Origin of the sequence: Peribacillus simplex (assembly GCF_001578185.1) — a bacterium.
GTDB classification, from domain to species: domain Bacteria; phylum Bacillota; class Bacilli; order Bacillales; family DSM-1321; genus Peribacillus; species Peribacillus simplex_A.
In genome coordinates, this window is sequence record NZ_CP011008.1 from 2043197 (window position 1) to 2058838 (window position 15642).

At 37.7% G+C, this 15642-nt stretch carries 15 protein-coding genes; 11 read left to right on the forward strand and 4 right to left on the reverse strand.

The features are described from left to right. The first annotated feature begins 162 nt into the window (after positions 1–162). From UP17_RS09635 to UP17_RS09645, 3 genes are read left to right on the forward strand one after another with little or no spacing between them, the layout of a single operon-like run. On the forward strand, positions 163–480 hold the full coding sequence (locus tag UP17_RS09635; protein ID WP_155727517.1) for a metal-sensitive transcriptional regulator: 318 nt from the start codon (positions 163–165) through the stop codon (positions 478–480). 17 nt (positions 481–497) lie between these two features. After that, positions 498–704, forward strand: coding sequence for a copper chaperone CopZ (gene copZ / locus UP17_RS09640; protein WP_061462811.1), 207 nt, complete (start codon positions 498–500; stop codon positions 702–704). A gap of 58 nt (positions 705–762) precedes the next feature. Continuing rightward, entirely contained in the window at positions 763–3195 is a 2433-nt protein-coding gene (locus UP17_RS09645; protein ID WP_208857052.1) for a heavy metal translocating P-type ATPase, read from the forward strand. 218 nt (positions 3196–3413) lie between these two features. On the opposite strand, the gene UP17_RS09650 is transcribed toward UP17_RS09645, so the two are convergent. Then, entirely contained in the window at positions 3414–3917 is a 504-nt protein-coding gene (locus tag UP17_RS09650) for a DinB family protein (protein WP_061462813.1), read from the reverse strand. 1614 nt (positions 3918–5531) lie between these two features. On the opposite strand from UP17_RS09650, the gene UP17_RS09660 reads away from it, so the two are divergent. The 3 genes from UP17_RS09660 (at position 5532) to UP17_RS09670 (ending at position 8092) form a co-directional block, all read left to right on the forward strand. Further along, complete coding sequence (locus tag UP17_RS09660; RefSeq protein WP_061462815.1) at positions 5532–6452, forward strand: patatin-like phospholipase family protein; 921 nt, start codon at positions 5532–5534, stop codon at positions 6450–6452. A gap of 875 nt (positions 6453–7327) precedes the next feature. Continuing rightward, positions 7328–7711, forward strand: coding sequence for a hypothetical protein (locus UP17_RS09665; RefSeq protein WP_061462816.1), 384 nt, complete (start codon positions 7328–7330; stop codon positions 7709–7711). Positions 7712–7735: 24 nt separating this feature from the next. Further along, positions 7736–8092, forward strand: coding sequence for a hypothetical protein (locus tag UP17_RS09670; RefSeq protein ID WP_061462817.1), 357 nt, complete (start codon positions 7736–7738; stop codon positions 8090–8092). Positions 8093–8270: 178 nt separating this feature from the next. Here the strand turns inward: UP17_RS09670 and UP17_RS29505 are convergent, their stop codons facing one another. The 3 genes from UP17_RS29505 to UP17_RS26335 form a co-directional block, all read right to left on the reverse strand. Further along, positions 8271–8435 carry a DnaA N-terminal domain-containing protein gene (locus UP17_RS29505; protein WP_081108777.1) on the reverse strand — a complete coding sequence of 55 codons (165 nt, stop codon included), beginning with the start codon at positions 8433–8435 and terminating at the stop codon, positions 8271–8273. After that, the gene (locus UP17_RS09675) at positions 8432–8677 is read right to left on the reverse strand and encodes a hypothetical protein (RefSeq protein ID WP_061462818.1); all 246 of its coding nucleotides are present in this window, start codon (positions 8675–8677) and stop codon (positions 8432–8434) included. The genes UP17_RS29505 and UP17_RS09675 overlap by 4 nt, the downstream gene beginning before the upstream one ends. A gap of 156 nt (positions 8678–8833) precedes the next feature. Further along, positions 8834–9001 (reverse strand): aspartyl-phosphate phosphatase Spo0E family protein, encoded by a 168-nt coding sequence (locus UP17_RS26335; protein ID WP_081108778.1) that lies wholly within the window; start codon positions 8999–9001, stop codon positions 8834–8836. Between the two features lie 538 nt (positions 9002–9539). Here UP17_RS26335 and UP17_RS09680 point away from each other — a divergent pair. The 5 genes from UP17_RS09680 to UP17_RS09700 all read left to right on the forward strand — a co-directional run bounded on the left by UP17_RS09680 (position 9540) and on the right by UP17_RS09700 (position 15611). Continuing rightward, positions 9540–11282: an alkaline phosphatase D family protein gene (locus tag UP17_RS09680; protein ID WP_061462819.1), complete on the forward strand. Its 1743-nt coding sequence runs from the start codon at positions 9540–9542 to the stop codon at positions 11280–11282. 58 nt (positions 11283–11340) lie between these two features. After that, a complete protein-coding gene (locus UP17_RS09685) occupies positions 11341–11553 on the forward strand; it encodes a twin-arginine translocase TatA/TatE family subunit (RefSeq protein ID WP_061462820.1) in 213 nt (70 codons plus the stop codon). A gap of 161 nt (positions 11554–11714) precedes the next feature. After that, positions 11715–12416, forward strand: coding sequence for a twin-arginine translocase subunit TatC (gene tatC, locus UP17_RS09690; RefSeq protein WP_375166304.1), 702 nt, complete (start codon positions 11715–11717; stop codon positions 12414–12416). Positions 12417–13201: 785 nt separating this feature from the next. After that, positions 13202–13822 (forward strand): YitT family protein, encoded by a 621-nt coding sequence (locus UP17_RS09695; RefSeq protein ID WP_250211786.1) that lies wholly within the window; start codon positions 13202–13204, stop codon positions 13820–13822. 376 nt (positions 13823–14198) lie between these two features. Then, on the forward strand, positions 14199–15611 hold the full coding sequence (locus tag UP17_RS09700) for an amino acid permease (protein ID WP_061462823.1): 1413 nt from the start codon (positions 14199–14201) through the stop codon (positions 15609–15611). Positions 15612–15642: the final 31 nt, after the last annotated feature.

The following is a 15642-nucleotide window of genomic DNA, read 5'->3' on the forward strand; positions in this document are numbered from 1 at the left end:
CCAAAATATGCGTTTCCTAACTAAAGAATAGAAAATGGTAAAAAACGAATAGTAAATAAATAAAGAACCTAAATCTCATTCTTTGCATAGGGTAGGAGGGTATGGTATATTAATTTCTAGGAGGGATGGAAAATGGATGAAATACTGAATGGGCATGATTCGATGAACGAAGATGAATGCTGTACGACCTCTTCCCACGGCCGAAAGAGTCATCACTCGGATTCAGTAAAAAAGAATTTAACGACCCGGTTAAATCGTATCGAAGGTCAAATTCGCGGTATAAAGGGTCTTATTGAAAAAGATACGTACTGTGACGATGTGATTACCCAAATAGCTGCTACTCAAAGTGCAATGAATAGTGTGGCCAAGATTTTATTGGAAGGCCATCTTAGGAATTGTGTGGTTGAACGGCTGAATGATGGGGATACGGCGGTTATAGATGAAGTGCTTGTAACGATACAAAAATTAATGAAGAAGTAAAGGAGAAGTGGTTTTAAATGGAAAATGTAACATTGAATGTCAGTGGAATGTCTTGTGGTCATTGTGTGAATGCTGTTGAAGGTAATGTAGGAAAACTGGCAGGTGTTGAAAGCGTAAAAGTGCATTTGGAAGCAGGCAAAGTAGATGTAGCTTTTGATAAAGAAAGAGTATCACTTGAAAAAATAAAAGAAACAATCGATGATCAAGGCTACGATGTCGAGTAGACGAAAAAAGTGCTTCTAAGGCACTTCTTTTTTACAAAAAAATATACCCCATAGCGGTATGGGAAGGCGGGATGATGTGAGCAGCCATATACAAGAAACAAGTATGCAGATTTCAGGCATGACTTGCTCTGCCTGTGCAACCAGGATTGAAAAAGGGTTAAACAGAATGGAAGGCGTGGAGGAAGCCACCGTTAATTTGGCTCTTGAGAAATCAGTCATTAAATATGATTCAGAAAAATTAAGCAACAAGGACTTTGAAAAGAAAATTCAAGATCTTGGCTATGGTGTAGTGAAAGAGAAAAAGGAATTTACGATTACTGGCATGACCTGTGCAGCCTGTGCTACCCGAATTGAAAAAGGGCTAAATAAGTTGGATGGAGTGAGCCTGGCTATTGTGAATCTGGCGCTTGAAAATGCGACCGTCGAATATGATCCTTCCGAAGCGTCCCCAGTTGATATCATTCAACGAGTGGAGAAGTTGGGGTATGGGGCGATCATCAAGGAAGATAATATGGATTCAGTGGATTTCCGTCAGAAAGAAATTCAAAAACAAAAGAATAAATTCATCTTTTCCGTCATTTTATCTTTTCCATTGTTATGGGCAATGGTTAGCCATTTTAGTTTTACTTCGTTTATCTATATGCCTGATTTCCTCATGAATCCTTGGGTGCAAATGGCATTTGCCACCCCCGTGCAATTCATCATTGGAAAGCAGTTTTATGTTGGTGCTTATAAAGCCTTGAAAAATAAAAGCGCCAATATGGATGTATTGGTCGCAATGGGAACATCCGCTGCCTATTTTTACAGTGTCTATCAGGCGATCATTTCGATTGGATTCCATCACAGTACGGCACAACTTTATTTCGAAACAAGTTCGATTCTTATCACCCTCATTCTTTTAGGGAAGCTTTTTGAAGCAAAAGCAAAAGGACGTTCTTCCGAGGCCATCAAAAAATTGATGGGGCTTCAGGCCAAAACGGCATTGGTGTTAAGGAATGGTGAAGAGCGTGACATACCACTTGAATTGGTCATTGTAGGGGATACGGTTTTGGTAAAGCCGGGTGAAAAGATCCCTGTCGATGGAGTAGTGGTTGAAGGGAACTCTGCAGTCGATGAATCCATGTTAACGGGTGAGAGCATTCCGGTAGATAAAACAATCGGGGATACTGTGATAGGTTCAACATTGAATAAGAATGGTTTTCTCCAAATGAATGCGACGAATATCGGAAAGGATACAGCTCTTTCTCAAATCATTAAAGTCGTCGAAGATGCTCAAGGGTCCAAAGCTCCGATTCAAAGGCTTGCTGACCAAATTTCCGGTGTCTTCGTTCCTATCGTTGTCGGAATCGCCCTTTTAACTTTTCTTGTTTGGATTATAGTGGTTAGTCCTGGAGAATTCCTACCTGCTTTTGAAGCGATGATTGCAGTGCTAGTCATAGCTTGTCCCTGTGCTTTAGGTCTGGCCACCCCCACATCCATCATGGCAGGATCAGGGCGGGCTGCAGAATTCGGTATTTTATTTAAAGGCGGGGAGCATTTGGAAACCACTCACCATATTGATACGGTCATTTTGGATAAAACGGGAACGGTAACGAATGGCACCCCTGTGTTAACCGATGTCATCATCGAGAATGGAATGGAAGAAGATCAGTTTTTATCTCTTATTGGTGCAGTTGAAAAACAATCCGAACACCCTCTTGCCCAATCTATCGTTCAAGGAATTCAAGCAAGACAGGTATCACTTGCAGAGGTTGGGGAATTCGAAGCGATACCTGGTTATGGGGTGAGAGCTGTAGTGGATCAAAAGGAGCTATTCGTCGGCACGCGAAAATTGATGAAGCAAAATAACGTGGATATAACAAAGGCGCTAACAGCGATGGAAGAACTTGAAGAGCAAGGGAAAACCGCAATGCTCGCTAGCATTGAAGGTGAATATGCAGGCCTTATTGCTGTTGCGGATACGATAAAAGATACCTCGGTAACGGCTATAAAAAGGTTAAAAGCAATGAATATCCAGGTCATCATGATAACAGGGGATAATCAAAGGACAGCAAATGCCATCGGCAATCAAGTGGGCATTGACCAAGTGATTGCAGAAGTACTTCCTGAAGGGAAAGCAGAGGAAGTTGAAAAACTGCAGGCCGCCGGTAAAAAAGTGGCAATGGTCGGGGATGGGATAAATGATGCACCAGCACTTGCACTTGCTGATATAGGAATGGCTATCGGAACCGGGACGGACGTAGCCTTGGAAGCTGCTGATATCACTTTGATCCGAGGTGATTTGAACAGTATTGCAGATGCAATCCTCATGAGCAGGAAAACGATGCGAAATATCAAACAAAACCTATTCTGGGCATTTGCTTATAACGTAATCGGAATACCAATTGCGGCAATCGGACTGCTTGCCCCGTGGTTAGCGGGTGCTGCCATGGCTTTCAGTTCTGTATCAGTCGTTTTAAACGCACTGCGCCTTCAACGGGTAAAGCTATAAAAAACCATATAACTATAAAAAGAAGGCATTGGTAATTATCAATGCCTTTTTCTATCTTAATGACTAAATACCTTGAGAATTGGATTTGCCATTACATATAAAAAGCCGATAAATCCTTGGCAAGGGGACAATCGGCATTCATCTGGAAAATGAACTTTAGTATATTTACAGCGACTCCTACATGATGTTCCTTTATTATCGAGGTTGCCATGCCGAGCTTATTTTAAACAGTAAAATACAAAATCTGTAGGTACGCCACGCTCGCCTTGTTGATGGAGCATCGCTGACACATTACCCCGGTGATAGGTCCCATGGTTCACTACATGATGGATGAGGTCGGCAAGTACAAACTCACAAACCCCCATTTTGGGGTGTTCGGTTACAATGGTCCGTTCCAGATCAGGCTGCGTAGCAAGAAAATCATAATAATCCTTTGCAAGTCCATCATAGCACGATTCTAGTTCATTTATTGAAACTCCACCCACTTCTTCCCGCCGCCGTTCAACTTTCTTAAAAGTATCTTGAATGGTGCTTCCTTTCATTATCTCCAACCATGTGATATCTGTTGCGTAAAGGTGAACCAGGACGTCCTTAATGGATGGAAAGACACTTTTAATCGTGTCGACATAGACTCCGTCAGGTAATTGTTTTAAGTTCTGGAAAACTTGCTGATTAGCCCAAACGTGGTAATCATACATTTTCTTGGCACGGTTCTTTTCCATTTTTCTCACTCCTTCTATCGTTACTTAACCCATTTCGACAATATTTAAAGAATACCTTTATCAAATCCTGCTAAAAACCTTGATATTAAAGAGGGGAATTTTCCTGAAAAAATATAAGAAATGCTGAGTGTTCCTGATGCCAAACATTCCCCATAGTTCCCATTTCTAATCCTACGGTTTTATTCTAATTATGCTCAATTATTAATCCAGTAACTTTCTATTGATAAACACGTATATAATTGATAAAAAGACAAATATGGCTAGGATAAGAATTGTACCTTCATAATGATAGTCGATCATGCTGTTTATAATCATTAATAAGCCTAATGGAAGAAAAAAGCCACCGCCTGTCACTATCCCCAATAAAGATTTATTTTTAATCATCTTTTCATTAAATCCAGTCAATCTCCATCCGAATGACGTAATTCTAGTCTTGAGAGGGGGAAATTAGAAAAAACGCACTAAAAAGCGGTAGGTGTTTTCTCTAGTTAGATAACCGTTGTTATAGCTTTATTTTTTCAAAATATACTATTATTAGAAGTGTAGGCCAAGGCATCAGTCTTTTCTATTTTTTATGATAGAAACAAAGTCAGAATCAAAAGAAGATGAATCCTGGGCAATTTGTGGGTTAAGCGTTTAACGCTAAACCTTTTTTCTAAGCTAATAAAGTCAGTATCCGATGGCTGACCATCCTGGGTGAAAAAATGCCCATGTAGACAATGGTTCGTTTTCGTTTTGTTACTATATGTCTCGAAAAATGGAAAACTGGATATGGAAGGAACTCCATGCCCAGTTTAATTTAGATGAACATGAACTATATTAGACAAACCTAGGCTGTTGACCACGTTGACATTTTATAAAAACATATCCCAATAGTGCATTGTCAAAATTCGGTTTGAAGTTTTGAAAAGAAACGCTTTTGTCAAGAAGCTTTCTCCCACTGGCGACTGGTGGTTATTTAGACTACATAAATGACTTTACCCTAAAAAAAGGAAGGTTTTGAGGCGTTTGTTCAATAATATAAACATTATTTTGATTCAATTAAGTTTTTAGAAAGTATCTGATAATTTGTCCCATGCAAATGCCTCGTTATATACATACCATGATAAAAGATGCTATCCTACTATTGCAATTACGATTGATCCATCAATGTTGCGTTGACCACTGTTAAGGGGGTCTATCCACTATTAATATTCTTGCAGTAGAGAAAGAGTAAATGATTAAGGGTTTCTTAAGTAGGCAATTTCACAGACATGAAGAAATAATAAAGGTGATATGCAACAAATTTGTCAATCAGGGATGAATAGCATAAACAGAGATTAGAAGTATCATTAACCATGCGAACAACTTGAAGATCTGGCAAGGTCAAAGAACATGACTTAAAGAAGTTGTGTTACAGATTGAAAAATCACAATCTTTTAAACTCATGAGAGTCTTGATACTGTTTCCGAATTAATTTGTTAGAGAAAATAGAACCGTCATTAATTCCTATCATGGATGGCAAGCGGGATAGTTTATCCTTCGACTGACGGGGGCTGATTTTCAGGATGTGTGAAAAATTCTTTCTATTTGAAATTATCGTTAATAATAACTCTTATCGAGAGGTGGAAAAAAATGAAAGCAGATGCCGTTTTTGAAGGTGGGGGGGCCAGGGGAATTGCTTTTATTGGAGCGATTCAAGCAATGGAAGAGGAAAAAGTAGAATGGGAAAGACTTGCTGGGACATCAGCAGGAGCAGTAATAGCTGCTCTTTTGGCTAGTGGCTATAAAAGCCATGAAATTAAGGAACGCTTTAGTAAAATCGATTACTCAAAGCTTCGAGGCAGGACAATTCTGAATCGAATCCCCATTTTTGGATTATTTTTGGAACTTGTGGTTCATCTCGGGATTTACAAAAACGATTATTTGGAAACATGGGTGGATTCTCTTCTTTCAGAAAAAGGGATTAAGACATTCGCGGATCTTCCAGATGGAAAGTTGAAGATAATTGCTTCTGATGTTTCGAATGGCCAGATGCTTATTTTGCCAGATGATTTGGAACGCTATGGGATGACTCCTGCTGATTTAAAAGTTTCAACCGCCGTAATGATGAGTGCCTCCTTACCATTTTTCTTCCGTCCGGTTATTTGGAAATCAAAAGACCGGAAAAAATCCTACATTTTAGATGGTGGTTTACTTAGTAACTTCCCAATATGGATATTTGATACAGACAATCCTCGCTTTCCAACATTCGGATTCCATTTTGTGAAAGATGAAGTTAACATAGATGCGGTTATACCAACGCCAATCCACCTTTTCAAAAATATATTTAAAACGATGCTTCAAGCCCATGATTTACGTTATATGAACGAAGAAACGATTGAACGCACGATTCAAATTCCTACTGGCGGCATCAACGCAACGGATTTTGAACTGAATGAGGATGAAATCGACTTTCTCTATAAATCAGGCTATACTTCTGCAAAAGAATTTTTGTCGAAGTGGGATTTTGAACAATATAAGGTCAAACGCATGCAAAGAGTAAAAAATAAGTAGGAGAAACGATATGCTATCGTTTCAAAAGGGTGAAAGAGGTGGACAAGGAGCTGTTACGACGGCTCTTTTTCTTATTGAATGAACGAACCAATCGTTTAATTCAAAAGCAATAAGTGGAATTACAATCATAAAAAATTAAGATAATATATTATTTTGATATTGCTTAACAAATATTATAAAAGCATTTAAATGTATGAGGAAATGAGACTTTTAAAAATTATTAGATGACATAATAAATAGTATCTTTTACGACGTCTATGTGAACCAGTCAAAGAATTGACCGAACATAAAAAACTACTTCTTTCGAAAAAAATCTTGACTGAGACATATTCCAAGTCTTGAATGAAGTCATAAAATTCCACAGCTTCTAAAGGAGGTAACGATAATTTGGATAATGATTCTTCAGACCCCTTTTTATATATATATTTATAAAAATAAAATAAATCTAGTTATATTTTCATACTAATGTTAATATAAAGTGGTAGATAATACCTAAATATGGAAAGGGGAGGATTTAATAAACAGATATAGAAATCGGAATTGTTCCCGCCTCAGCCTTCAGCCTTCAGCCTCTACTTAGATCACTCCATAAACAGCATCTTCTATGAGAGAATTTATTTCTTAAATGTAGGAAAAATGTTAAGAAAAAATCTACTAGAAGGGGAATAGAATATTATGAAAAATATATTTGCCTTTTCATTATCGTTGATTATTTTATTTAGTTTTGTAGCTCCTTCCTTGCAAGTATAGAAGTTAGCAACGAGACATCGACACAACAAGAAGTAAACGAACATGCCTATTCTTTTAATGAACTAGAAATAATAAGTAATACGATTTTAACGGAGCAAGAGATTGAAAATCTATATAATGAAGTTATGAGTATTAATACACTTAACTCTGGTGGTATAACTGCATATGGACCTATTTCAGGTGGATCAACAATAACTGAAATAGCTCCTATTTATAGAACCTACAAAAATACCGGTGTAAATGAAGCCAAAAATCTAATTTTTGCATATATGATGAAAAAGATTCCTAAAAAACTGACAGATAGTGTATTCGCTAATTGGCTTTTTGTAAAGTTAAATAGCTGGTCCAAAATTAGTCCAACTTACGTGGGTTCTTGGGTATCAAGTTCATATAGCACTGCAGAAAAGAAAAGAAATTATCATGCGACAGTGGTTCATTATGGCAAAAGTAATTACACATCACCTAAATCAGTTCAATATTTCCAATGCAATTACTGGTTTGGGAAATAATAAATCGAGGAAATGGGGAATAAGATGAATTTGAAAATATTATTGAGAATAGGTATCTTTTTATTATTTTCTTTTCTTATGATTTTTGATTATTTCCCTCATCTCGTTCTCAAAGACATTCCTAAAACTGCACTGACAATTGGAATGATCTCATTAGCGGTTGTCTATATTGTCATTAATCGAAAGACTGAAAAAGATTGTGAAAATGCATTAATTGGAGAAGCAGTATTTATTTTTTATATGTTAGTGCTAATAGGATTATTAACGGTAATGGGCGGAAAATCCACTGTAGGAATCTCTTTGAATAATCCTATGTTATGGTTTGTTTTATTATTGACAATCGTTGATATGACCGTAAAATATAGGAAAATGAATGCTTAGAAAACGCTAAACTTATGAAATTGGGGAAATTCCGGACGAAAAAACAGCCAGTGGGCTGCCTATTTACTTCATATTATCTCAGACTAAAGCTTTAGGCACATAACATGTACTTTATTATTTTCTTATAACGAACGAAGGAGCCTTTATAGCTTCTTCGTTTGGTTGGTTAAGAGTTCCCTTATTTAGTAATAAATCGAATCGTAGAATCTTTTCCATTGATACTCTTCAGCAAGAATTTAATTAATTCTGCGTGCCTTTCCTCAAGCCAATCTCGAGCGAATACATTAGGTGCAACTAATGTCACTTGGTCACTTTCAATAGAAGAAAAGTACACATCTTTCATCCAAGCCTCATAGCTCGGTTTAGAGAACTTTTCTGCATTTGTAATTTAACAAGGGAGAATATATCTTTATCGTCCAACAATTCATTATGTATTGACACATCTTTTAAAGGAGGTACAGCCTCTTGATCCGGGTTTAAATGATCTATTATTTGAGTGACACGATTTAATTCATGTCTTAGTGAAAGTTTTAGCTTTAGTAACTCCTGCATTAAAAAATCTTTAGATTTATCATTACTATCCATTGTACGTCCCCTTGATGTCTGGTTATCTTTCTATTATAACTTTTTTATGTTCTAGTCCCATGTCGAATTCTACACGAAATAAGGTAGAAAACTATACTAGGAAGCAATAGGTAAAAGTCCAAGAAAGATCCATGAAGTATTAGTTCATGGATCTTTTTAGACATATTCTAAATCATTTGGTTCTTTTTCATTTGTAAGTAAATTCAACAGTTCATCTAGTTCCTGGCTTTTATGTAATGTTTTTGGGGCAGTAAATCCATAAATCAATCCGATGTTTATTAGTTCTTTCCTCAATATCTCAATTTTTTCAAATAATGCTTCCATACTCTCCAATGCAGAATCCTCAAGTGCTTTCTTTTTTTGTTATGAAACTATTATTACATAAATTAGGATGTTTTTAAACCAAAGGTGAGTATTGACTAAGATTATTACTGAAGCATTTTTAGTCCGATTTTAGAAAACTATGATGATTTCTAAACCTTCCTTTGAATCAAGGTTTCCTTACTGCGGTGGGATCCAACCACGTGATGGCGATCTTTCTTTTATTCCATTATTTCGCTGGCTTCTTTAGGCTTTTATAGTTTTAAAGGTTTATTGTAAAAATAGCCCATAGCAGTTATTTGTAACGATTAAATAAATGATTCATTAAGAAAAATAGGTTGAAAGAATGACGTTGTATGTAAAAGTTTGTAGGTCTATGTAAATGCATGAGTGAATCAGATCTGTTTTATTGTTTAAAGAGACCCATAAGTCCTGCACGGAAATCCCTAATTGGAAATTTGTTGATTTACACTTATTCATACACCTTTAAAAGGGCCATACTATACTTGAACCAGATTCAAATAATAGGAGGGAAAGATCAATGAATAATGAAAGAGCAATGGATGATTTAATTAAGAATTGGAGCGAATTAGGTAAGAATATGGACCGCCGAAACTTTATCCAGGGAGCAAGTAAACTTGCCGGACTTTCATTAGGTCTTGCCCTTGCTCAATCAATGGGCGGGATTGAAGTGAATGCTGCCCCGAAATTCAGTGATTTTCCATTTAATCTTGGTGTAGCTTCCGGTGATCCGCTCTCGGATAGTGTTGTTTTATGGACAAGGCTGGCACCTGATCCGTTAAATGGAGGAGGTATGCCACAAGAAGCCATATCCGTTAAATGGGAAGTGGCAAAGGATGAAAATTTCAGACAGATTGTACAACAAGGCAAGGAAATAGCCAGGCCGGAACTTGGCCATTCCGTTCATGTGGAAGTAAGCGGGTTAAAACCGGATATGGTCTATTTTTACCGTTTTAAAAGTGGAGGGGAAGTAAGTCAGACTGGAAAAACGAAAACACTTCCGCCAATCGGTTCAAGTGTTTCAAGCCTGTCATTCGCTTTTGTTTCATGCCAGCAATTTGAGCATGGTTATTATACGGCATATAAACATTTGGCAAAAGAAGATTTGGATCTTGTCTTTCACCTTGGCGATTACATATATGAGTATGGGCCAAATGAATATGTTGCTTCTACAGGTAATGTCCGTGTACATAACAGTCCGGAAATCATTACTCTTGAGGATTATCGAAATAGATACGCACAATACCGCTCTGATACTCATTTAAAAGCGGCACACGCTGCTTTCCCATGGGTCGTGACTTGGGATGATCATGAAGTTGAAAACAATTATGCAAATGTCATCCCGGAAAAAGGACAATCGGTTGAAGCATTCATCAAGAGAAGGGCAGCCGCTTATCAGGCTTATTATGAGCATATGCCCCTTCGTAAATCTTCCTTGCCAAAGGGAGCGGATATGCGGTTATACCGAAATTTCACTTATGGCGACCTGGCCTCTTTCTTCGTACTGGATTCACGCCAATACAGGGATGATCAGGCAAACGGCGATGTCAGTTCACCGCAAACGCCTGAGTCACTTGATCCAAATCGTACATTACTAGGTCGAGAGCAGGAACAGTGGCTAACTGATAATCTTTTGAAATCAAAAACGAAGTGGAATGTGCTGCCACAGCAGATTTTCTTTGCACAACGGAATTATGGAACACCTACCGCTCCCAAATTTAGCATGGATTCTTGGGATGGTTACCCGGCTGCACGTGATCGTTTGATTGATGTAATTAATAATAATAATATAGAAAATTTGGTCGTGTTGACCGGTGATGTACATGCAAGCTGGGCAGCCAATTTAAAGGCGGATTTCAATGATCCAAATTCAAGGACTTTCGGTGTGGAGTTTGTCGGCACATCCATCACATCCGGTGGAAACGGAGCAGATAAGCGTGCGGATACAGATAAAATACTAAGCCAGAATCCACATATTAAGTTCTTTAATGATTACCGTGGGTATGTCCGATGCAAAGTAACACCAGAACAATGGAAGGCGGATTACCGTGTAGTTCCTTTCGTGACAGATCCAGGAGCGGATATATCGACAAGAGCATCCTTTGTGTTTGATAAGGATCAAGCTGGACTAAGAAAGGTTGCGTCAGCAACGGTTACGGAAGGTATCCAAAAAACGAAAGAAGTCGAGGAAGATCGGACACGGGCCCATAATCGCGCACATGAAAAACAAAGAATGAACAAGCAGAGGAAAGTCACTAATTGATAGAAAGACAAGGAAATGTGAATGGAAAAATAATTATACTTGATTGGAGTGAATGAGAATGCTTTCTAATATAGGGATACCTGGTCTGGTCATCGTCCTCGTGATTGCACTGATTATTTTTGGACCGTCCAAGCTGCCGGAAATCGGCCGTGCATTTGGTAGAACTTTATCCGAATTCAAAAGTGCAACCAAAGGATTGGTGAATGATTCAGATAAAGAGGATGAAAACGAGAATAAAGCTGCGTTAAAAGCCGTTAAAAAAGAAGGATGAATTTAATGGGATAGAGCGGGCGGAAAGACTCGCCTGCTTCTTTTCATGAGAAGAGTTCGAGGGATATTGGATTTAGCAATTCTAATACTTATATATGGCTTGTAAATTGGCAAAAAGGAGGAGTGAAAGTGGAAAGCAAGGATATACACGTTATTGAGCATATGGAGGAACTCCGAAGCAGAATCATTAAAACACTGATAGGTTTTCTCGTTTTTTTTATAGTGAGTTTCATATTCGTACAGGATATTTATGAACTGCTTATTAAGGATTTAGATGGGAAGCTTGCCGTGCTCGGTCCAAGTGACATCCTGTGGGTCTATATGATAATTGCTGCGGTTTGCGCAATAGCTGCAACGATTCCGCTAGCTGCCTATCAGTTATGGCGCTTTGTGGCTCCTGCATTGAAACCGGAAGAGAGAAGAGTTACATTCCGGTTCATTCCTGGGCTGTTCATCTTATTCATCACAGGTATCTCATTTGGATATTTTGTTTTGTTTCCAATAGTGCTTGGTTTCCTCACTTCCCTATCAGCCGGGCAATTCGAGATGATGTTCACAGCTGAAAAGTACTTTCGGTTCATGATTAATTTGATCTTACCATTCGGGATTCTATTTGAAATGCCGCTTGTGGTCATGTTCCTGACCAGATTGGGAATCATCAATCCAACAGTGTTGAAAAAGTCTCGAAAGATTTCTTATTTCGTCCTGGTCATCATCTCTATCCTGATTACGCCTCCTGATATGATTTCGGACATTTTGGTTATCGTCCCTTTGCTTGTGCTTTATGAAGTGAGTGTGCAGCTGTCCAATATGGTTTATCGGAAAAGGCTTATGAAAGATGAGTCAGCATTACCTGTAACATGAAATGGTTAGCTGCTATTGAAAAAAACATTTCTTGGGAAATAGTCAATGGAACACTAAAAAGTTGAGGGACATAATTCCCTCAACTTTTTTATTGCGGAATAATATTTGGTGGATCACTTAATAATCCATTTTTTGTCAGGTTCCCACTTCTCTTGGATTGGTCAGCTGTGGGAATCAAAACTAAGTCAATGGAGGCAATCATTAGAATGAGTGAAGGTTAATACGGCGCTTTAAAATGTAAAGTCCTTCATGAAAAGTGTCTGGCCTTTCAGGTTAAACCGGTAAATTCAAAGCCTATAACTTGCAATATAACCTGTGGAAAGTACGGGAATTGAAAATTCAAATCATTTTTTTGGAATCATATTCATTTAGGTAAATCAAAGACTTCTGTAAATCGTTTCAAGGAAATCATAAGTTACTAGTTGGACAAAAGGCCTGCAATCCCTAAATGATTATAAGTGGCATGTTTTATTTTATTTATTAGAAGGAGAGGGGGTTATGGTTAGCGAATAATTGTAATCACTTGACATAAACCAGCCTATTTTAATTTCGCCCAATCATTTTAAACAAAAGACCACTAATACAAGAAACCCTAATATGAATAAGGTAAGGGGTCATTCCAAAGGAAGCATTATTAAATCAATGTGATTGTAAAGCTGAATGATTCGAAAAAAATGGATGGAGAAATGAATGTTGATTGCATCGTTCAAGTATAAATATATATCTAGGGGGGAAAGCATGATCAAAATATTGAAAGGGGTGGTGAGAAATTTATGAGGGATCTAATGAAAATTATCGCAGGAAACATTTTCATGACCTTTGCCTATGCTTTTTTAATCGTTCCCAATGAAATTATTAATGGAGGCGTAACTAGCTCGGCATTATTATTGCATGCATTATCAGGTTATAATATTGCCATGCTCGCCAATTTAGTTACAGGATTATTGTTAATCATTTGTTTAGTTTTTCTGGGGAAAGAGTACTTTTTTAAGTCAATTTTAAGTTCCTTTAGCTATATGCTGTTCTTCAATTTTTTTTATTCATTGAATTTTGATTTTGATGTGAATATTGTTCTAGTGATTCTTATTTCATCGATTTTGATAGCGATAGGATACTATTTCTGTATAACAGCAAATGCCTCCACTGTTGGCTTTGACGTGATCGCCTTAATATTACATCATAAGAATGAAAAAATAGATATTGCAGCGACAATAAGGATTATTAATCTTATCGTACTAATATTGGGCCTTCTTGTTTACGGTTATACATCGATTGTTAAGGGAATTGCGTTTACATTGTTTTTTTCATTTCTTTTAAAGAAAATGCTGGATAGGAAGCATAAGGTCTTAATGATAGGAAGGGATAGTGCGTTCGATGAAACCTCCAGTGTGAAAGAAGTAAAATGAAAAATTAGAGGTTAGCAGTGATTCTTGTATTAAGGGCCGCCATGTATTTAAATTTTCATTTTGTTATCTAAATATTCTGATTTTTAAATTGACTTTAAAAAAATCAGAGTGTATTATACACATAGAAAGTGGTACTAACATCATGACGTAGTGATGTTAGATTCGCTTCGAATTTCAAGCCTTCAGGAAGGAGGAATAGTGATATAGAATCTTAGGTTCATAGCGTCATCTCCTGTGCTGTTTGAAAATGCCAGGTTTCCAAGTTTCCACTATCTTTGTTTAAGTGTAAAGGACAGGCAGCTGAAAAGCCTTGTTTTACATTCAAGTAGCGATTATCTTAGTTGATTCCCCAAAATATTGAAAGTTGGTGGAGGGTATGAAACATCAACAGGAAGAACTGAAACCAGGTCTGAAACAAAGACATTTAACGATGATATCTTTGAGTGGTGTCATAGGCGCTGGTTTATTCGTAGGAAGCGGTATCATTATTGGTCAAACGGGCCCCGGAGCGATTTTATCATATGTTTTGGCTGGCTTGATCGTTGTTTTAGTCATGAGGATGCTTGGGGAAATGGCCACAGTGAATCCAAATACTGGATCTTTTGCCGTTTATGCAAGAGAGGGGATTGGTGAATGGGCTGGTTTTACAACAGGTTGGTTATATTGGTTCTTTTGGGTTATCGTAATCGCTTTGGAAGCAACAGCGGGAGCTGCAATCATACACAGCTGGCTTCCTTCCGTTCCCGTCTGGGTCATAAGTCTATCTTTGATTATCCTATTGAAAATGACGAATATTTTTTCGGTGAAATCGTTTGGTGAGTTCGAATACTGGTTTTCAATCATTAAAATAATCAGCATCATCCTTTTTTTGTGCCTGGGCGTGGCAGTGATATTTGGGTTTATCCCAACGATAAAACCACCTGGCACTTCTAATCTTTTGAATTTTGGCGGTTTTATTCCAAATGGGATAAGTTCTGTGCTTGTTGGTGTCGCAATTGTTTTTCATGCTTTTGTTGGAGTGGAGATTCCCGCGATTGCTGCTGGTGAGACCAGTGATCCGGTAAAGTCAGTTAGAAGTGCATTGAATAGTGTAGTTTGGCGAATCCTGATTTTCTATATTGGGTCCATCGCCATACTAGTGACGCTATTACCCTGGAATTCGGCTTCTTTGCTGAAAAGTCCATTTGTTGCCGTACTTGAAATGATGGGTATCCCTTCTGCTGCCCTGATCATGAATTTAGTGATTCTCATTGCATTGCTTTCCTGTTTGAATTCGGGATTATATACGAGTTCTCGCATGTTATTTTCACTTGCACAAAAAGGCGACGCTCCAAAGTTATTTTCAAAAGTGAGCAAAAACGGCGTTCCTATATTTGCTGTAGTCGGCTCTACCTTATTTGCCTTTATCAGCACCATTTTTAGTTATGTTTCACCTGATAAAATCTTTTTCTTTTTAGTCAATTCCTCGGGTGGAGTCGGAATTCTTGTTTATCTGGCCATTGCGGTTTCACATCTCCGATTAAGGAAGAGAATGGAGAAAGAGAATCCCGGAGTTTTCAAAATCAAGATGTGGTTATTCCCGTATTTGACTTATGCGACCATAATTTCCATGATTTCCGTGTTAATATTAATGGCATTTATCGATTCGCAGCGTCCACAGTTTATCTTTACCATGCTATTTAGCTTGATCGTTATCTGTTCATTCTTTTTCCTTCGGCGAAAAAAAGCGAAGTATATGGAGAATGAATTAAAAATTGTTTCTGGTTCCCCTAATTCTGAAAAGTTATAGCTTTGGCTCTATACCATTGATTTAATTTAAG